The sequence below is a fragment of the Breznakia sp. PF5-3 genome (assembly GCF_029504745.1).
Taxonomy (GTDB): domain Bacteria; phylum Bacillota_I; class Bacilli_A; order Erysipelotrichales; family Erysipelotrichaceae; genus Breznakia.
The window spans coordinates 39,822-58,423 of the sequence record NZ_JAQFIQ010000001.1 but is presented as its reverse complement, the minus strand read 5'-3'; the positions used below and the strand labels follow the sequence as shown (position 1 = coordinate 58,423).

The 18,602-nt window shown below is 32.2% G+C and carries 21 protein-coding genes and 1 riboswitch; of the genes, 5 read left to right on the top strand and 16 right to left on the bottom strand.

The features are described from left to right. Positions 1–10 precede the first annotated feature (10 nt). Complete coding sequence (locus tag M2475_RS00280; RefSeq protein WP_277488737.1) at positions 11–922, top strand: peptidyl-prolyl cis-trans isomerase; 912 nt, start codon at positions 11–13, stop codon at positions 920–922. A gap of 5 nt (positions 923–927) precedes the next feature. Further along, complete coding sequence (locus M2475_RS00275) at positions 928–1,326, top strand: HIT family protein (RefSeq protein WP_277488735.1); 399 nt, start codon at positions 928–930, stop codon at positions 1,324–1,326. 20 nt (positions 1,327–1,346) lie between these two features. On the opposite strand, the gene M2475_RS00270 is transcribed toward M2475_RS00275, so the two are convergent. The 10 genes from M2475_RS00270 to M2475_RS00225 all read right to left on the bottom strand — a co-directional run bounded on the left by M2475_RS00270 (position 1,347) and on the right by M2475_RS00225 (position 10,199). After that, positions 1,347–2,066, bottom strand: a complete 720-nt coding sequence (locus M2475_RS00270) for a CpsB/CapC family capsule biosynthesis tyrosine phosphatase (RefSeq protein ID WP_277488733.1) — start codon at positions 2,064–2,066, stop codon at positions 1,347–1,349. Continuing rightward, positions 2,063–3,214 (bottom strand): M20 family metallopeptidase, encoded by a 1,152-nt coding sequence (locus tag M2475_RS00265; RefSeq protein ID WP_277488731.1) that lies wholly within the window; start codon positions 3,212–3,214, stop codon positions 2,063–2,065. Before M2475_RS00265 ends, M2475_RS00270 begins: the two co-directional genes overlap by 4 nt. 95 nt (positions 3,215–3,309) lie before the next feature. Continuing rightward, positions 3,310–3,840 carry a ribosome-associated translation inhibitor RaiA gene (gene raiA / locus M2475_RS00260; protein WP_277488730.1) on the bottom strand — a complete coding sequence of 177 codons (531 nt, stop codon included), beginning with the start codon at positions 3,838–3,840 and terminating at the stop codon, positions 3,310–3,312. 116 nt (positions 3,841–3,956) lie between these two features. Continuing rightward, complete coding sequence (locus M2475_RS00255) at positions 3,957–4,925, bottom strand: zinc dependent phospholipase C family protein (protein WP_277488728.1); 969 nt, start codon at positions 4,923–4,925, stop codon at positions 3,957–3,959. A gap of 88 nt (positions 4,926–5,013) precedes the next feature. After that, positions 5,014–6,456, bottom strand: a complete 1,443-nt coding sequence (locus M2475_RS00250) for a DUF2779 domain-containing protein (protein ID WP_277488726.1) — start codon at positions 6,454–6,456, stop codon at positions 5,014–5,016. 21 nt (positions 6,457–6,477) lie between these two features. Beyond that, a complete protein-coding gene (locus M2475_RS00245) occupies positions 6,478–7,422 on the bottom strand; it encodes a WYL domain-containing protein (protein WP_277488724.1) in 945 nt (314 codons plus the stop codon). Positions 7,423–7,431: 9 nt separating this feature from the next. Further along, entirely contained in the window at positions 7,432–7,782 is a 351-nt protein-coding gene (locus M2475_RS00240) for a hypothetical protein (RefSeq protein WP_277488722.1), read from the bottom strand. Positions 7,783–7,954: 172 nt separating this feature from the next. Next, the gene (gene coaD, locus M2475_RS00235; RefSeq protein ID WP_277488720.1) at positions 7,955–8,431 is read right to left on the bottom strand and encodes a pantetheine-phosphate adenylyltransferase; all 477 of its coding nucleotides are present in this window, start codon (positions 8,429–8,431) and stop codon (positions 7,955–7,957) included. Further along, positions 8,428–8,979 (bottom strand): 16S rRNA (guanine(966)-N(2))-methyltransferase RsmD, encoded by a 552-nt coding sequence (rsmD, locus tag M2475_RS00230; protein WP_277488719.1) that lies wholly within the window; start codon positions 8,977–8,979, stop codon positions 8,428–8,430. The genes coaD and rsmD overlap by 4 nt, the downstream gene beginning before the upstream one ends. After that, positions 8,976–10,199 carry an FtsW/RodA/SpoVE family cell cycle protein gene (locus M2475_RS00225; RefSeq protein ID WP_277488716.1) on the bottom strand — a complete coding sequence of 408 codons (1,224 nt, stop codon included), beginning with the start codon at positions 10,197–10,199 and terminating at the stop codon, positions 8,976–8,978. Before M2475_RS00225 ends, rsmD begins: the two co-directional genes overlap by 4 nt. Before the next feature lie 119 nt (positions 10,200–10,318). Here M2475_RS00225 and def point away from each other — a divergent pair, with 119 nt between their 5' ends. Together def and M2475_RS00215 are read left to right on the top strand one after the other, a co-directional pair. Beyond that, positions 10,319–10,873: a peptide deformylase gene (def, locus tag M2475_RS00220; RefSeq protein ID WP_277488714.1), complete on the top strand. Its 555-nt coding sequence runs from the start codon at positions 10,319–10,321 to the stop codon at positions 10,871–10,873. A 115-nt stretch (positions 10,874–10,988) separates the two neighbouring features. Beyond that, positions 10,989–12,818 (top strand): ribonuclease J, encoded by a 1,830-nt coding sequence (locus M2475_RS00215; protein ID WP_277488711.1) that lies wholly within the window; start codon positions 10,989–10,991, stop codon positions 12,816–12,818. A 10-nt stretch (positions 12,819–12,828) separates the two neighbouring features. Here the strand turns inward: M2475_RS00215 and dapD are convergent, their stop codons facing one another. From dapD to M2475_RS00185, 6 genes are all read right to left on the bottom strand, one after another. Further along, a complete protein-coding gene (gene dapD, locus M2475_RS00210) occupies positions 12,829–13,524 on the bottom strand; it encodes a 2,3,4,5-tetrahydropyridine-2,6-dicarboxylate N-acetyltransferase (protein ID WP_277488709.1) in 696 nt (231 codons plus the stop codon). A gap of 11 nt (positions 13,525–13,535) precedes the next feature. Then, on the bottom strand, positions 13,536–14,249 hold the full coding sequence (gene dapB, locus M2475_RS00205; protein WP_277488705.1) for a 4-hydroxy-tetrahydrodipicolinate reductase: 714 nt from the start codon (positions 14,247–14,249) through the stop codon (positions 13,536–13,538). 1 nt (position 14,250) lies between these two features. Continuing rightward, positions 14,251–15,129, bottom strand: coding sequence for a 4-hydroxy-tetrahydrodipicolinate synthase (gene dapA / locus M2475_RS00200; RefSeq protein WP_277488873.1), 879 nt, complete (start codon positions 15,127–15,129; stop codon positions 14,251–14,253). After that, positions 15,130–15,930, bottom strand: a complete 801-nt coding sequence (gene dapF / locus M2475_RS00195; protein ID WP_277488703.1) for a diaminopimelate epimerase — start codon at positions 15,928–15,930, stop codon at positions 15,130–15,132. It lies immediately after the preceding gene. Further along, a complete protein-coding gene (gene lysA / locus M2475_RS00190) occupies positions 15,927–17,201 on the bottom strand; it encodes a diaminopimelate decarboxylase (protein WP_277488701.1) in 1,275 nt (424 codons plus the stop codon). Before lysA ends, dapF begins: the two co-directional genes overlap by 4 nt. Positions 17,202–17,259: 58 nt before the next feature. After that, a riboswitch (Lysine riboswitch) is annotated at positions 17,260–17,426 on the bottom strand. A 127-nt stretch (positions 17,427–17,553) separates the two neighbouring features. Continuing rightward, positions 17,554–17,877, bottom strand: a complete 324-nt coding sequence (locus M2475_RS00185) for a hypothetical protein (protein ID WP_277488698.1) — start codon at positions 17,875–17,877, stop codon at positions 17,554–17,556. A gap of 296 nt (positions 17,878–18,173) precedes the next feature. Here M2475_RS00185 and M2475_RS00180 point away from each other — a divergent pair, with 296 nt between their 5' ends. Beyond that, complete coding sequence (locus M2475_RS00180) at positions 18,174–18,590, top strand: secondary thiamine-phosphate synthase enzyme YjbQ (protein WP_277488696.1); 417 nt, start codon at positions 18,174–18,176, stop codon at positions 18,588–18,590. Positions 18,591–18,602 lie beyond the last annotated feature (12 nt).

Here is an 18,602-nt window from a genome sequence, read left to right as displayed (position 1 = left end):
GGGTCCCAAAATGAAGAAAAAATTATTAGCTGTTTTTTGTGGATGTCTACTATTTGTTGGTGGATGTAGCGATGCTACTACACAAGTGAAAAATGATGATAAAGTATTAGTTAAAATTGGTGATGAAGAAATTACCAAAGGTGATATTTACGATGGTCTAGTTGCCAAAGGTAATGTTACTCCAATCGAACAAAAAATGAATGAGATTTTAGTTGAAAAGCTTGTTCCTGTTACTGATGAGATTGAAAAAGAAGCTCAAGAAACTTTAAAGAGTTATAAAGAAACATATGGTGACGAATGGAAGAAGACATATCAAAATGCAGGATACGATACAGAGGAAGCATTTTATAAAGATGTTGTATTACTAAACACTAGAGTAACAAAACTTACATCGGTTTATGTGAAAGATAATTTTAAAGAATTATCAGGTCGCTTCAAACCTCGTAAAGTTGAAATCATTGAAATTTCAGATGCTGATAAAGCTCAAAAAGCATTAGATGCTGCAAAAGAAAAGAAAAGTGACTTCGCTAAAATTGCAAAAGAATATGGTGATACTACAACTTATGATGGTAGTGAAAAAGTATATACTACACACAGTGGATTACCTGATGTTGTGTGGAATAATATCGAAAGCACAAAGAAAAATAATACGGTTATTGACAAATTATTGCAAGATACAAATGCTGGGACATATTATGTAGTTCGTGTTACAAATGTAAAACCAAGCAAATTCAAAGAAGATGCAATTACAGCAATGAAAGATATTAGTATTGATACTACAACGACGGATGAAAACGGAAGCACAGAATTGTCATTGGCAGATCAAGCTTTCCAATACTATTTACAAAAATATGATTATTCAATCCACGATATTAATGTTTATGAAACACTGCTATCTACTAGCAAAAAATACGAAAGATAATCTTTATGTGTTTGTTTTGCAAAATCATTAATAATGAAATTCCTTCATATAAACTATATGAAGATGAACATGTGCTTGCCTTTCTTGATATATCGCAAGTTACAAAAGGACACACATTAGTGATATCTAAAAAACATTATGAAAATTTTCTAGACTGTAATCAAGAAGATTTACACCATGTTATGGATGTCGCTCAAAAAATTGCCAATCAAGCAATGTTGCATCTAGGATGTAGTGGAATTAATATTCTTAGCAATGTAAATGAAGTAGCTGGACAAAGCGTCTTTCATTTCCATGTTCATGTAATTCCACGTTATTCCGATACTGATGATTGTGTAATTGAATTTAAAGAAAGTCCAAAACAAGATTTAGAAGCATTACAAAAATTACTAAAACAGAGCTGATTAACCTCAGCCCTGTTTTTTTATTCACTTATAAGTTTTTTTGGATTTTCTATAAAATACAAATCCGCTCGTTTCTTACCATAATGCTTTTCTATAAATCTATATGCATCTTTTAGTTTTGGATAACGAGATGCAAATGGTCGATGTGCATCACTTGCAACGATATCAACTAAATCCTCTTCTAGAAGCTTTTTAGCGAAGATATTAGCTTGTTTCATCTTGTCTAGACCTAATACACTTGTGCGATTAACTTGCATTAAACAGCCCATATCACGCCAAGAGCGAACAATCTCTATATCTTCATGTACCCATTCATATCGTTCTGGATGAGCAACTACTGGGATAATTCCCTGTTGTAAAATCTTTTTTAAATATCTAGTTGGATCATCAAATATATTTTTAGTCCAAGAAAATTCCACTAACATATATTTTCCAGCATCGTTATATGTTACAAACTTATTTTCATCTAATAAAGCAATTGTTCGATGATTTACAAAATTCTCTGCCCCTATCACAATATTAAGTTCTAAACCTTCTTCATCCATCGCATCCAAAAGTTCATATAATGCTGTATTAAGGACTTCAATCGTATTTGGATAAATGGGATATTTAATGTGACTTGTTGCAACAATGGTTTCAATACCATCATCAATTGCAATACGAACCATATCCAAAGAATGTGAACGAATAGCAGATGCATCATCAACTCCCCATAAAATATGACAATGTGTATCAATCATGCAATTGCCTCCAAAGCCTCAAGTAAACGTAAATTTGTTTCAATCACATTCAACAATACTTTTTCATCAAAATTATATCTTGCATTATGTAGATGTTGATTATATGTATCACTACCAGTTCCAACATAATAAAACAATCCTGGCACTTCCTTTTGATAGAAAGAGAAATCTTCAGCAGCCATTTTCGGTTCTACTTCATAAAACTCATCGCCAATTACATTTTTTAATGTATTAAATAAAGCTTCATCATTTTCGACAACTAAATAATAATCTATTATTTCGACATCAACATCAACATCATAAGAATAAGCTATTCCTTTTCCTATCGATATTAATCGCTCTTTTATAAGTGCATATGTTTCATCATCAAAAGAACGTATTGTTCCTTCCATTTGAACAATCTCTGCAATAATATTTTCTGCACTACCACCATGAAATGATCCAATTGAAACCACACCACTATTAAGTGGACTAATACTTCTAGATATAATTGTCTGTATCTGATTTACAAAAGCTGCTCCTGCCACAATTGCATCTTTCCCTAACTGTGGTGTAGCACCATGTGTGCCTTTTCCTTTTATCTTTACCTTCACTTCCCCATTTCGTGCCATCATTGCTCCAGAACGTGATGCAATCACACCTTCAGCAACTTCACCCATTACATGTGTGCCAAAGATACAACGCATAGGATACTTTTTAAACAACCCTTCTTCAATCATAATCTTAGATCCTCCAGGTCCTTCTTCTCCTGGTTGAAACACGAAGCAAACACTAGTTTTTAATTTGTCTTTATGTGCAGATAGATATTTAGCCAATCCTAACAACGCAGCCATATGTCCATCATGTCCACACATATGAGCATAATCATTTGTCGACTTATAAGACACATCATTTTCTTCAAACATTGGAAGTGCATCCATATCACTACGAAACCCAATAGCAGGCTCATCGTTTACCCATAAATAACCCACTACACCATGTTCTGCTATACCTTGTTCAACAATTTCAAAACCATATGATTTCAATTTTTCAACAATAAATGCTTCCGTATTCGGCGTATTAAGTGCTATTTCAGGATACATATGTAAATGCCTTCGATTGGACATAACTTCATCTAATAAACTTTGTACATCTTCTCTTACTATCATACCAACACCTCTTTTACCCATAGTATTTATAAGTATATCATAAATTATCATTGAATTTTTCCTATAGAATAAAAAAACACCTGAATATTCAGGTGTTATTCTGTTTCAATACATCCATATCCACCATTGTCACGTTTGTAAACAACAGCTACATCTTCTGTTTCATTATCTGTATAAATGAAGAATGAATGTCCTAACATCTCCATTCTCATAATCGCTTCATCTACATCCATCAAATCAGGAGCAATCGTTTTTGTACGAACCACTTCTTCATCTTCATATTCATCTTCTGCAACATCTTCATCAATGAATGCTAATGCTAATTTATCTTTCCCTTTTCTAGATAATCTTGTTTTTTGTCTTCTAATTTGGTCTTCTAATTTATCAATAACTAAGTCAATTGCAGCATATAAATCTTCATTTGTTACCTCAGCTCTTAAAACTGCAACTTTAGTTGGTATCGTTACCTCAATTTTTTGCCCCAGTGGATAAACTCTAACCACAACATGTGCAGTAACATCATCATCAATGATGAAATACTTTTCTAGAAAATTGAGCTTCGTCTCAATCTTATCAGCAATCGCTGGTGTTACTGTAATGTTCTTTCCGTAAATTTGTACTTTCATAATCAGTACCTCCTATTCTTTGTCTATATTATATCGGATATCTACCGAAATAATAGTCTTTTAATCATGTTAAATTATGGTATAATTAAAGTGCAACGGGGCATCTTCCCGTTTTTTTATTTATCATAAATAACATCTTGATATAATCGTGGCATTTTTCCTTTAATGCCATTAGAATATGATTTATTATCAATAAAATCCAAAAGAGGTTTCATCGGCTTTTTGTCCAATGCATCAAACAAATACGCCAAACCAATATTTGCATTTTCAATAGCTTTTTGAAATAAATCATCTTCACTTTCTGTTGATATCTCACCAGTACAAGGATGTTTCCATTGACGATGTTCTTCATTCATCACATCATAGCGTATATCAATATCAGGTGTAACTACATTTCCACTCAATCCTGGTTTTCTTGTTATAAACTCTACAAACTTCAATAACCTATATTTAACTTTCTTAGGGTCGTATAAGTATCGTTGTGCTTTTTCCCAATCCATCAATGCTTGTTTAATGATATCTTGATCAAGTTCGATATCAAAACATTCTTTGACAGCTGGAATATAAACATTGCTAATAGCTTTAACAGAGTACTTACTACGTTTACATAGTTTGTAAGTTTCATACGTTTTAATTGTTTCATTACGATAATTTTTCAAATTTATCGTGTCCATCATTGATTCAAAACGATGATGATACATTTTATTATTCACTCCACCAAATCCAGTAAAATAAACAACATATGGATGCATAATACTATCCAATTGCCAATGTAAATAATGCCCTATAATATAGGAAGCCATAGCATCCTTTACATATCCAGATTTTTGAGCACGATAAGTTTTTATTGCACTCTTATAAAATGCATTGATTTTTTTGCGATGTAATTTCGTACCAATATCAGATATTGTCATATCTTGTTTCTTATAAATTGGAAATGCACCATGAAAAAACAAATAATCCGGTCCATTGGTACCAATTAGATATTCTTTTCGGTTATTCTTAATAATTGATTTATATTTTTCATTACTAATATTTTTATATACTTCTTCACAAAAGATTGTATGCGTTATTAAATTTGGCATCTTTCACCTCTAAAATATTATAGCATAATTCACATAAAAACACGTTTAAAATACACACTCTAAAAAAGAAAAAGATATTTTCATATCTTTACTTAAGTTGCTCTAAAATCCAATGATAAATCAGATACATAGCATAGGTATCCATAGCACAGTATTTCAATAAACTATCGATAATTTCTGGATCTGCATCATTTTGAAGATTCACATATTTCCTAACTGCGTCCATTCCATGAGATATTTCTAAATCATCATATGAATAATCCGTAAAAATAGAAACCAATTTCTTCAGTGAGTACATCCCAGCCATTTGATTGTCGTAAATAAGCCCCGAGCTAAATGGAGTTGCTAAATCTACCATTCGCTCCCAGATTGCCTTTAATGGCTTCTCATATTGTGGAAATTGTTTAGCTAATTGTTTTAACCTTAATTTTTCAGCACCTTCTACATTGTAGCAGATAATACTTCCCTGTTTTGGTATATCTTCAATAAGCTTCTCTATAAAGTCAATGCGACAATCATTCTTGCCCAAAAACTCTTTATGCTTTAATCCCCCATCTTGATGTTCAATATGCAAAGAATATTGAAAAGTTAATACATCATATGGATGCATATTTTCATATGGCGGAAACGCAAATGTTTCCCATTCAAAATCCAAATACGATATCGGATAAGTCACCTGTTTAAAAAAACCTTCAACTGCTAATCCATCAAAAAATAATGCATTTTTCTTCGCAGCCATATATTGTGCAAATTGATGTCTTGTCCCTTCTATACAATCAAAATCAAGTTCATCAATCGTTTTGATTCCCTGTTCATATAATTCAAATTTCTTCGCAGAAGATACAAGATGAAAAATACTTGTATCCTTCTTTTCTTCAAAACAATAATCAAAATACATACACTTATTTCTTCTTGTACATATATTCGTACGTGGCTTTATGATTTCATCTTTTTTCAATACCTCATCCATCTTCGAAAGAATTGGTGTTAAATCTCTTCCTTTTGCTTTCACAAGCTCATCAATCTTACTTGCTGGACGATTACGATCGTTGAATAAAAAATCCTGAACCAATAGTAATTCTTCAAGATTCAAATCTTCATGACGAATATAATTACAATTTAAATGAATACAAAATCGTTTAGTTACTTGAATACCTAAATTATTTAATACCCACTCATTATCCGCCATGGTTTGCGCTTCTCCTTCTTTAGGAAAACATGTTGCATATGGATAATATACATGATAACCATCATCTACTTTTATCATGATTGGTATTTTCACTCGCAAATCTTGATATTCGAATCGCATATTTATAAAATTTGTATATTGTTCTTTATGCGTAAAAAAAGCGCTGTTTTCATCATTCGCTTGTCCCATAAAAAAGGATTCAATATGTAATCTTTTTAAACTAAGATCAATGATATTTTCATTATATACTATATATGCTTGAAAAGGCTGTGGATGTCGTTTAGAACACCACAGCAACTTTTCACATCGCTCATATTTTTTTATATCTGAAACATGCTTCATATCTAACCTCAACGCAGTATATTATATCATATATTGTCTTAAAGAATATTTTAAAATAGAAATTACTTCATTTTTTATACTATTTGGTGAAATTATTTTACAATCCTTTCCCAATGAAAGAATAAATTCAAGAATACGCATTTTATTTTCCATTACAAATTGTAGATGTAAAACATTATCTTTCATCTTCTTATTTGCCAATAAGCCAATATTTTGTTCATATAGCAAAATGGCATGACTTCCATAAATCTCTAATTCTACCTCATAAGTTTCTTTAAGAATACTTTGCTTTCCAATATAATCTTCTATTTTGAAATCTTGTTCTCTTACAAAAAAACGATTACTAAGAATGATATCTTTCATTCTTAATTCTGATATTTTAAAGGTCTTAAACATATGCTTTTTTCCTAACGTTACATCATAAGCTAATAAGTAGTTCCCTTCATCACTATAAATTAACTCATATGGTTGTAACAATCGTTTTTCCCAGTTGTCTGCATTTAATTTACGATAAGATAATGCTACTGTAATCCTTCTATTTTTCGCATCCATTAGTAATTTTTCATAGTCATTAGTCACACTAGAAGCACTTTGATAAAACAAGTAGTGAATATCACTACTAATCGCTGTATCACGTAAATTATTTTTTATCTTCAGCAAAGCACTATCAAAGGAAGTTAATTGATGAAAGTTGCGGTTCTTTAAAAATTTTGAAGCATCATTTAATGCCATAACTTCTTTATCATCTAAAGCTATCGTAGGAATGAGACTATCTTCAGCTAACCGATAACCTCCATATTTTCCACTAATGCTTTCTATATGATAACCTGCAACTTCCAATTCTTTTTTGAATTCTGAAATATTACGAATATTTGTTTCTAAATACATTGCTAATTCTTCTCTAGAAACAATATCATTTGCTTTTAAATAGTTCAGCATTTTTATAGTTAGTGCACTTCGATTCATAATAACCTCCTAATGTTGATATTGAATGCTGGATGGAGCAAAACGTGATGGAAATTCACCAAACTTCTCATTTACTTTATATTGCTTTGGTACAATACCTTGAAAAGCAAGAGGCCATACCATATTACCCAATCCATATTCAAGAGCAAATCCCAATGCTTCTGATAGTTGTGTTGCTCCATGACTTACCAAAATATTCATAATTTCCAAATTCTGTGTATAAACAGCATGCACTAAAATCGGATACCCATTGAAAATCCAATTTGGATCTGCACCGTTTAAAATTGCTCGTTTCACAGTTGCTGTATCCCCTTCCCATACACCATTCAATAAATCTTTTGCCAATAAAGTATCTTTCATATCGTTATCTCCTTTTTCTTTGATAACCACATGATACTCTGTATTGTTACATTATATATGTTATGATATAAAAATGAAACTACTTATATCCCTATATTTTAAAGGCATGTAAAAAGAACCAAGAAAATGTTTTCTTCTTTCATATCATTTTCCATGGTTCTCTTTATAAGCACTATTTGTATTTTTCCTTTAATTTAGTTATTACATATGGATCCACAAATCTAGATACATCTTCACCAAAAGATGCAATTTCTTTTACACTGCTACTTGATAAAAACGAATATTCAGGCTTTGCCATAAAAAAGCAAGTTTCAATTTTGTCATCAATCCACATGTTTGCTGTAGCATTTCTCAATTCATATTCATAGTCTTGTACAGCCCTAATTCCTCGAATCATTACCTCAGCATGATGATCACGAGCATAATGAATACTTAAACCACTCCCTATATCACAGTGTACATTCTTTAAATCCTTACAACATTCACAAATCATATCCAATCGTTCTTTTTCATTAAATAGATATGTTTTATTTGGATTGCGCATTAATACTACAATTACCTCATCAAAAATATTTGCTGATCGTTTTATAATATCCATATGTCCTTTTGTTATGGGATCAAAACTCCCTGGATAAATTGCTTTTTTCATCTTCTCTTTCCTCTAAAATATGTTACTTTACTAATTCCGTAATGCTTCTCTTTATATATTTCTAAATCTTTATATGGTATAGAAAATGATTTGTCTGCCTTGCTTTCAACAATAATAATACTATGTGCATAGAGCATTTCATTCTGTATTAAAAAAGCTATGATTTCTTCACTGACATCCATTGCATATGGTGGATCCAAAAAAACAATATCAAATTTCTCATCCACTAGTTTTTGTAAGGTAGCTTTATAATCACCTTGAATAATTTTCACACAATTATGAACATCCAATGCTCTTACATTTTCATTAATTACTTCTATTGCTTTTTTATTTTTATCACAAACATATGCTTCTTCCATACCCCTTGATATTGCCTCTAAAGTAATGCCACCACTTCCACCAAATAAATCAAGTAAAACTCCACCATCAAAATATGGACCAATACTTGAAAAAATCGCCTCTTTCACCTTATCACTAGTAGGTCTTGTTGAATCACCATCGAGGCTTTTTAATCGTCTAGAACGATACTCTCCTGCCGTAATTCTCATCGGAATGGATTCCTTTGTTCTGCTGCTCGTTTAGCCTGACTTTTAGTCATTGAGATAATAGATTGACAAACACCTAACAGCATCGAGATAGAAAGCATAGAACTTCCTCCTGCAGATATCAATAATAGTGGTACACCTGTAAGCGGCAACAAAGCACTTACACCTCCTACATTCAAAATAAAGTGAATTGCCAAATAGGAAGCACAACCTATCAGAATAAGCCGATAACCATCGCTTTTTGTTCGTTTAGCATAATAAATCAATCGATACAGTATCACTGCATAACATAAAACAATTAACAAAAATCCAAACAACCCCAACTCTTCAATCGTTACAGAAATAATAAAATCTGTCTGTGCCTCTGGAAGATATCCAAACTTTTGCTCACTTCCACCTATCCCTAATCCTGTTATTCCTCCATTAGCAATGGCATAAAGACTATATACTAAGTTATATCCTGTATCATACATATTTTCAAAAGGGTTAGCAGCATCTGTAAAGCGTCGTATCTTATATCCTTCACCAAAGATATTACCCATCAATTTAATTCCAAAATCCGTTAATGTCAACCCTAGCAAAACAACAAAACCAAATAGAGCGAACTTTACAATTTTCTGTGATGGTGCCAAATTCCCATGGGATGGAATAATAAAACAAATAGCAAATAACAATCCCAACACAATTAACGTACCCAAATCCGGTTGAATAAATATAATTATAATAAACATGATAAAGAAAATTACAGGTCGTTTCATATATTGAATTAAATCAACACGCTTATTACCAAAATGATTGGCTGTAAGCCCCATTAAAATAATCAAATATGTTTTCGCAAATTCACTTGGTTGAATCGTACCCAAACCAAATGGTAAATAAATCCAAGCTTTCGAACCATTAGCTCCAGGAAACGCTAAGGTTGCTACAAGCAATCCAAAAACAATAATTCCTAGCACTAAAAACTTATTATCAAAATTTTTCTGTCGCTTCCACTTGAAAAAATTAACGGCTATTTTACTCATCACAAAATAGGATAGAATCACAAAAATTAGCTGTTTGAAAATCGTCTTCACAACAACCATGGAATCTTTGACACTTTCACCTACACTAGTGGAAATAACCATAATGCTACCAAATAGCATCAATATGATCACAGCGGCATGAATCCCTTTATCATAACCTGCTGGCATTCTTAATTGTAAAAAACTTCTAATCTTCTTCATGAATTTATATCACCTAAGATACATTTTACCTTATTTTGTTGTTTTTTTAAATAAATATATTCTAAATACTTCCATTCTTATCATTTTTTATATAAAATAACATAAGAGTAGGTGAAACAATGAGAATTACAATGAATGAAGTTATTAAGGATAGTGATCCTTTAATCAGAGAAAAATCAGAAGAAGTAAAGATTCCATTATCAAAAAAAGATGCTACATTGCTTAAAGCAATGCATCAGTTTGTAATGGATTCAACAGACCCTGAATTAGCAGAAAAATATGATTTACGACCTGCTGTAGGTTTAGCAGCAATTCAACTAGGTGAACTAAAACGAATGATTGCTGTCGTTGTTCACGAAGAAGATAAGACAACAGAGTATGCTCTCGCAAACCCTAAGATTATCTCTCACTCTGTTCAACACTCTTATCTAGCAAATGGAGAGGGTTGTTTATCAGTCGATGATTTTCACGAAGGAATTGTTCCTCGTTATGCACGAATCACAGTAAAAGGATATGACCTTTTGAGTGGAAAAGAAGTTCAATTTAGAGCTAGAGGTTATGTTGCGATCGTTTTACAACATGAAATTGATCATTTAGATGGTATTTTATATTATGATCATATTGATGAAATAAAAGACCCCTCTACACTTAATGATGCAATCGTAATTGAATAGAGCGCTATGCTCTATTTTTATATTTTAAGATATCAGAAAGAGTTATTTCTTTTGGATATTTTAGAAATTATGTTATAATACTCTAAGAAATAAAGGTGTTTGAAAGGAGAGTTTAATGAAAGAAGTTAAAAAAACACCGAAAACGCAATCTAAAAATACAAACCAATCACAACATAATAGGTTTAAAATCAAAAATGATGACACCCTAGTATATGCCTTAGGAGGTTTAGGTGAAGTCGGTAAAAATATGTATTGTATAGAACAAGGCAATGAGATTTTGATTGTCGATTGTGGAGTGCGTTTTCCGGATGAAGAATTATTGGGTGTGGATGCAGTTATTCCTGAAATGACCCATTTAATTGAAAATAATAAAAAGAAAAAAGTATTGGTTATAACTCATGGTCATGAAGATCATATTGGAGGTATTCCCTATTTATTACAAAGTGTGCAAATTGATGCAATTTATGCACCACAATTTGCATCTGCTCTAATTCAAAAAAAGCTTGATGAAAGAAAAATCAGAGGAACAAAAATTCGTCAAATTAATTGCGATTCAAAAGTGAAGATGAAAAATTTTACATGTGGTTTCTTCGATACTACTCACTCGATTCCTGATTCTTTAGGAATTATTATCAATACACCAAATGGTAGAATTGTACATACTGGAGATTTTAAATTTGATTTAACGCCTGTGGGTACAAATTCAGAATACCAAAAAATGGCTTATATCGGTCAAATTGGTGTTGATTTATTATTGAGTGATTCAACCAATTCTGGTGTTGAGGGATTCTCAATCAGCGAAAAGAAAGTAGCTTCTTCAATTTTAGATGTATTCAAAAAGACTGATGGAAGAATTATCGTCGCAACATTTGCTTCAAACGTTTATCGTTTAGCACAGATTTTAGATGCTGCTGTAAAATGTGGACGTAAAGTTGCTGTCTTTGGTAGGAGTATGGAAAATGTTCTTGAAGTTGGTAGAAAACAAGGGAAAATCAAAATTAAAGATTCTAACTTGTTAACTCCAGATCAATTAAACTCTTATCCACCAGAAAAAACTTGTATCGTGTGTACAGGATCACAAGGTGAACCATTGGCGGCTTTATCTAGAATTGCAGCTGGTACACATCGTCAGATTAAATTAAGACCAAATGATACAATCGTATTTTCATCTAGTCCTATTCCTGGTAATAGCAATAGTGTAAATCAAGTTATCAATAAATTATATCGTCATGGTGCTAATGTCCTTACAAATTCTATTTTAAATAATTTACATACTACAGGACATGCTTCACAAGATGAACAAAAACTAATGTTACAACTAATGAAACCAAAATACTTTATGCCAATACATGGTGAATATAAGATGCTGAAACAGCATGCTGCAAGTGGTGAAGAAACAGGTGTCGCTAAAGACCATATCTTTACTTTAGCAAACGGAGATTGCTTAATTATGCGTAAAGGAAAAGTATTCTTAAGTCCTGAACGCTTTCAAGCTGATGATATTTATGTTGATGGAAACGATATTTCAGGGATTTCTACTGCTGTCTTAAAAGACCGTAAAGTCTTAGCTGATAATGGATTGGTATCCGTAATCATCCCTATTGATTCTCGTAAGAGTCAAGTGTTGAGCAAACCCGTAATCGTTACAAGAGGTTTTGTGTTTATTAAAGATTCTCAATCGCTTATAAAAGAAGCAGAACAAGTTGTATTTGATGCATTGAAAGAAAAAATGCAAACCAAAATCACTTTTGGAGCGATTAAAAATACTGTGCGTGGAACATTAGAACCATTCTTATATAAGAAAACGCATCGTAATCCAATTGTCATTCCCGTTATTTTGAATTCAAAGGAAGCAATTGAAGAAATGCAATCAAAGCATACAAAAGTAAAAGCGAAACCAAAACCAAAAAAGAAAACAACAAAAAAACCTGAGGTTAATGCATAACTTCAGGTTTTTATAATGCTCTTAGGGCTAATTCTAAGCCTGTTTTACTGGCTGTTTTATCGTCCACTGCTTTGATTACACGAGCAGGACAACCTGCCACCATCAAGCCAGGAGCAACATCATCTAAAACAATACTTCCTGCTGCTACAACACTACCTTTTCCAATTCTAACCCCTTCAATTACAACCGCATTCGCACCGATAACAACATCATCTTCAATAATAACAGGAGTTGCACTAGCTGGTTCAACAACACCAGCCAACACGGTACCAGCACCAATATGACAGTTTTTTCCAACCTCTGCTCGACCACCTAAAACACATCCCATATCAATCATCGTATTTTCTTGAATCTTTGCACCAATATTAATAATAGCCCCCATCATAATGACTACATTATCACCAATTTCTACCTGGTCTCGAATAATAGCGCCCGGTTCAATTCGGGCATTGATGTTTTTAATATCTAATTTTGGAATTGCTGAATTGCGACAATCATTTTCAATGTAAGTATCTTCAATATCTTGTTTATATTTTTCTAATAATGGTCGTATAATTTCCCAGTCCCCTATAACGATTGGACTTTTTTCACTGCCAAATACCTGACAGCCACTAAAAACGAGTTTCTTCTTTGTTTTCAAATACACTTTTACAGGTGTTACCTTCTTTGCATTTTTTATAAAACCAATAATATCTTGAGCTTCCATACGCTCCCCCTTTATTTTGTAAACAATACATCATGCATATTATAAATTCCAGCTTTCTTCCCCACCAAGAATTCAGCTGCCTTAACTGCACCATTTGCGAAAATGCTTTTTGAATGTGCTTCATGTTTGATTTCAAACACTTCGTCTTCACCTGCAAAAATAACACTGTGTTCACCAACAATACTTCCACCACGAATGGCATGTACACCGATTTCATTTCCACGCTTCACCATTCCTTCACGTCCATATACAATATCATAGTCATTATCCTCATTAATTGCATTTACCAACATTTTAGCGGTTCCACTAGGTGCATCAATTTTTTGATTATGATGTTTTTCTATAACTTCAATATCAAAACTATCTTTTAAAATTGGTGTGATTGTACGTAATACTTCTTCCATAACGGTAATTCCTAATGAAAAATTTGCCGTATATACAATTGGTGCTAGCTTCGCACTTTCATAAATCTTTGCAATTTGATCATCACTAAATCCTGTTGTTGCTATCACCAAAGGTATTTGATTAGCCATTGCATAAGACAATAGCATATCTAAATTATTTGGATGTGAGAAATCAATGATTACATCCATTGGCTCTTTAATTTCATTAATATCTTCTATCATCCCCAAACTTACAATTCCAGAAATTGTATGTCCTCGATCAAGCAGTTTTTTCTCAATCACTTTTCCCATCATTCCATAACCAATAAGTGCTACTTTCATTTTAATCCTCCATTACTTTTAATTCATTAATAAGAATTTCACGATTAGCATCACTCATATATGTAAGCGGCAAACGATAACCTCCAACTTCCATTCCCAATTGATTCATTGCTTCTTTAACTGGAATTGGATTTGTCTCTATGAACAAAGCATTGATTAAATCAAGATACTTCAACTGTAAATGTAGTGCTTCATCGGTTTTACCTTCTAAATAATAAGTTACCATATTATGCATTGCTTCTGGAAGGATATTAGCTGATACTGAAATCACACCACTACCACCCAATGACATTGCTGGTACTACCATATCATCATTTCCTGAATAAACATAAAAATCTTCACTTGCTAATTTAGAGATTTTTGCTAAATAAGATATATCACCACTTGCTTCTTTAATCGCGGCAATATTTTTGTGTGTCGCTAACCGTTTTACCACTGAATAAGAAATAGAACATCCTGTTCTACCAGGAACATTATATAAGATTAATGGTATATTCACTTCATCTGCTACTGTTTTAAAATGTAGATACATCCCTTCTTCATTGGCTTTATTATAATATGGAGCAATAACTAACAGTGCATCTGCACCCATCTTTTCATATTTCTTACAATATGTTAACTGTGTTGTTGTGTTATTTGATCCAGCTCCTACATATATTGGCAACCTTCCATCTACCTTTTCAATTGTATATTTTACCACTGAGTCATCTTCTTCATGTGATAACGTTGGTGTTTCCCCTGTTGTCCCTAACACTAATAATGCATCTGTTTTATTTTTAACATGAAATTCTATCAATTCCCCTAACTTATTAAAATTCACACTACCATTCTCATTAAACGGCGTTATAAGCGCTACAATGCTTCCTTTTACTAACATAATTTATTCCTCCTCTATGTTATATTGTCCCTTAGCAACAAATGTTGCAGGACCCTTCATCATCACCTTTTTATTATCATATTCAATTGTTAACATTCCATATTCAAGATGTACATTTACACAATTATCAACTTTATTGAAGTGATGCGCAATTACAAAACTTGCACAACATCCCGTTCCACATGCTTTTGTAATCCCAACTCCTCTCTCATAAGTAAATACACAAATATTTTTACGATCAATTACTTTCACAAAATTCACATTTGTCTTTTCTTTATACAATTCATGATTACATATTTCTTCACCAACTGCTTTTATATCGATATCATCAAATGAATCAACAAATAATACGGTATGAATTGTTCCTAGGAAAACACTACTTAATTCATATTCTAATAATGAATACGAATATAAATTTACATCTTTTCTCAGTTTCAACAATGTGTTATCAAAGTGTGGTATTCCCATCATAATCTCATATTTATCATCTATACAATTTACTATTAAATTTCCTGCACCTGTCAATACTTCAAAGGTATTATCACTAACATAATGTTTATCCTTTACATACTTTGCAAAACATCGAATTCCATTCCCACACATCGGTGCTCTACTTCCGTCTTGATTATAGAATATCATTGTTAATGGTGAATCCTTAACAATGATAAAGCCATCTGCACCAATTCCTATCTCTGCATTACACATGTGCATTGCCAGTGTTGCTATATCATACTTTTCAATATCATCATAATCTACAATAATAAAACTATTACCACAACCATGATATTTCGAAAACGAAATCACAATTTTATTTCCCGTTCATCATCCAAGCGTACTTGATCTTCATAAGTCTCACGACGAAGCACTTGGCGAACCTTTCCATCTTTTACAAATACTACAGCAGGACGATTCAAACGATTATAATTACTAGCCATTGAATATCCATATGCTCCAGTCGTATAAGTAACGAGTATATCCCCTGTCTCAACTTTCGGTAATAAAACGTCATGAATTAATATATCCCCGCTCTCACAACACTTTCCTGCAATCTCATAGCGATATTCTTTTGTTTCATCCATTTTATTTGCAATATCACAAGCATATTTTGCTTCATATAAAGCGGGACGGATATTATCCGCCATTCCTCCATTGATAAATGCAAACTCTTTGTTTTGTGTTTTTTTAGTAAATCCAACTTCATATAAAGTATAACCGGCTTCACCTACAATACTTCTTCCCGGTTCCATACAAACCTTATCAAAAGTAATATTGTTGTTGTCACATGCTATTTCTATAGCTTGAATAAGAGCTTTACACATCTCTGGCGTTGATAATGGTGTATCTTCATCTGTATAGCGTACTCCAAATCCACCACCAATATTCAATGTCTTTATGTTCACACCAGTAATATCTTTGATTTTTTTAGCAAATACAACCATTTTATCAATTGCTCCAATAAATGCATGGGCTTCAAAAATCTGCGAACCTATATGTGAATGAAACCCATCAAAAGTTACATATTCACTTGCTTCAATCATGTTAATCATAGAAACTATATCTTCTATTTCATCAATGCTTATTCCAAATTTTGAATCACTCGTCGCAGTCATAATGTATTCATGTGTATGTGCCTCAATCTTTGGATTGATACGAATTAAGACATGTACATGTTTTTTCATAGCTTTGCTTATACTTAAAATTTTTTCCACTTCAAACACATTATCAATAACCAAAGTTTTCACTCCATAAGTAAGCGCCATCTTCACTTCATCATCCGTTTTATTGTTTCCATGAAAGTAAATCTTATCAGGATTGAAAGCTGCTCTCTCAGCAACATATAACTCCCCACCACTTACAACATCAATGCTACATTGGAAAGCGGCTAGCTTCTTTAACAATGCTCCACAAGTAAACGCTTTTGAAGCATATACTATTTCCGTTTCAAACTTATCACTTTTAAAATAAGTTTGATATTCTTGCAACTTATCTTCTATTACTTTTTCATCATATACATATAATGGACTACCACAAACATGTAATAATTCATCACAACCAACATTTCCAATTTTCAACATTTCCTCTTACCTCCATAAAAAAAGCCAATAAGGATTCCTCTTATTGACATAAAAACATCATTAAGATAGCACCCCTACTCACGTAGACAGTATTACAGTTATTCACTATAATCCCACATATGCTATTTGCCAATAACATACATTCGGCAATTGTTCCTCTCATCATCTGTCTAACGAATGCCTTCTCCAGATATGATAATAACGAATTGCGCCTCTATCATTTATATTTGTTTATAGTATAGCATAATTACAAATAGATACAAGTAATTTATTTTTAAATAACTTATTATTAGCATACAAAAGAAAATCTTGTTCTTGATTTATATTTCCAAGAATCAAGAACAAGACTAAGTTAATTTATAATTATCGATATTTCCACTAACTCTCCACTTACACTATCCATTATCGTCCCTTTGTACTTTCCCGATGATAAATTATAATAATAGATATCTTCCTCTTCTATTTTGCTAGGCTTTACGATAGTCCCATCTAAATAATATAGATTATCTCCTGGATTTAAAACAACGGATTCACCTTTTTCATACGTCCATAGAACTTCAACCATTGAATCATCTAATCTCGGATACCTAACTGCTTCACTATTAATAGATATCAATGTTAAAACAAGTAAAAGAAAAATTGCTGTTGAAGCTATAATTACTTTATTTTTTTTCATTTCATCTTCCTCCAAGTTTATCGAATCCCCCACTGATTAGTTTTATTTGATGCCACAAGTATATCATAGTTAACTATGCTTGTGTAAAAACTGGTAAAATCGGATAATAATTCGTGATATTTGGTAATGCTTTGAAAAAGTTATAAAGTATCTCACAATACTTTATATTTGCAAAATACTATTTGATATAGTTGTTTTATAAAGCTACACGTTTCCTATTAGCAATTCTGTTAAGTAGTGTATAATATAAGAAAAGCATTATGGATACTTCCATGAAAATCACAAAGGAGGAACTTATGAAATCTTATCGTAAAGAATTATCTTTTCATTTGCCTAATAGACGAGGTCTAGTAAATATCACACGTGATGTACAACAAGCAATTAGCGAAAGCGGAGTCAAAGAAGGGTTAGTACTAATAAATGCCATGAATATTACCGCAAGTGTCTTTATTAATGATGATGAAGGTGGATTGCATAACGATTATGAACGTTGGTTAGAAGGGATTGCACCAGAAAAACCATATAGTCAATATCAACACAATGGTTATGAAGACAATGCTGATGCACACCTTAAACGAACTATTATGGGACGTGAAAGTGTTTGTGCAATTACAGATGGTGAATTAGATTTCGGCACGTGGGAGCAAATTTTCTATTTTGAATTTGATGGAAAACGCACAAAGCGTGTATTAATAAAAATTATCGGAGAATAAAAAAATCTGTTT

Excerpts from the sequence above, each read along its gene's own strand:
- lysA (WP_277488701.1), bottom strand. The coding sequence starts at position 17,201 with ATGTTGAAAATTGGAAATGTTGGTTGTGATGAATTATTACATGTTTGT.
- coaD (WP_277488720.1), bottom strand. The coding sequence starts at position 8,431 with ATGAAAAAAGCAATTTATCCAGGGAGTTTTGATCCCATAACAAAAGGA.
- M2475_RS00185 (WP_277488698.1), bottom strand. The coding sequence starts at position 17,877 with ATGAAAAAAAATAAAGTAATTATAGCTTCAACAGCAATTTTTCTTTTA.
- M2475_RS00250 (WP_277488726.1), bottom strand. The coding sequence starts at position 6,456 with ATGAAGCATGTTTCAGATATAAAAAAATATGAGCGATGTGAAAAGTTG.
- M2475_RS00240 (WP_277488722.1), bottom strand. The coding sequence starts at position 7,782 with ATGAAAGATACTTTATTGGCAAAAGATTTATTGAATGGTGTATGGGAA.
- M2475_RS00280 (WP_277488737.1), top strand. The coding sequence starts at position 11 with ATGAAGAAAAAATTATTAGCTGTTTTTTGTGGATGTCTACTATTTGTT.
- raiA (WP_277488730.1), bottom strand. The coding sequence starts at position 3,840 with ATGAAAGTACAAATTTACGGAAAGAACATTACAGTAACACCAGCGATT.
- M2475_RS00265 (WP_277488731.1), bottom strand. The coding sequence starts at position 3,214 with ATGATAGTAAGAGAAGATGTACAAAGTTTATTAGATGAAGTTATGTCC.
- M2475_RS00245 (WP_277488724.1), bottom strand. The coding sequence starts at position 7,422 with ATGAATCGAAGTGCACTAACTATAAAAATGCTGAACTATTTAAAAGCA.
- M2475_RS00270 (WP_277488733.1), bottom strand. The coding sequence starts at position 2,066 with ATGATTGATACACATTGTCATATTTTATGGGGAGTTGATGATGCATCT.
- rsmD (WP_277488719.1), bottom strand. The coding sequence starts at position 8,979 with ATGAGAATTACGGCAGGAGAGTATCGTTCTAGACGATTAAAAAGCCTC.
- M2475_RS00180 (WP_277488696.1), top strand. The coding sequence starts at position 18,174 with ATGAAATCTTATCGTAAAGAATTATCTTTTCATTTGCCTAATAGACGA.
- M2475_RS00215 (WP_277488711.1), top strand. The coding sequence starts at position 10,989 with ATGAAAGAAGTTAAAAAAACACCGAAAACGCAATCTAAAAATACAAAC.
- dapB (WP_277488705.1), bottom strand. The coding sequence starts at position 14,249 with ATGAAAGTAGCACTTATTGGTTATGGAATGATGGGAAAAGTGATTGAG.
- M2475_RS00225 (WP_277488716.1), bottom strand. The coding sequence starts at position 10,199 with ATGAAGAAGATTAGAAGTTTTTTACAATTAAGAATGCCAGCAGGTTAT.
- M2475_RS00275 (WP_277488735.1), top strand. The coding sequence starts at position 928 with ATGTGTTTGTTTTGCAAAATCATTAATAATGAAATTCCTTCATATAAA.
- dapD (WP_277488709.1), bottom strand. The coding sequence starts at position 13,524 with ATGGAAGCTCAAGATATTATTGGTTTTATAAAAAATGCAAAGAAGGTA.
- def (WP_277488714.1), top strand. The coding sequence starts at position 10,319 with ATGAGAATTACAATGAATGAAGTTATTAAGGATAGTGATCCTTTAATC.
- M2475_RS00255 (WP_277488728.1), bottom strand. The coding sequence starts at position 4,925 with ATGCCAAATTTAATAACGCATACAATCTTTTGTGAAGAAGTATATAAA.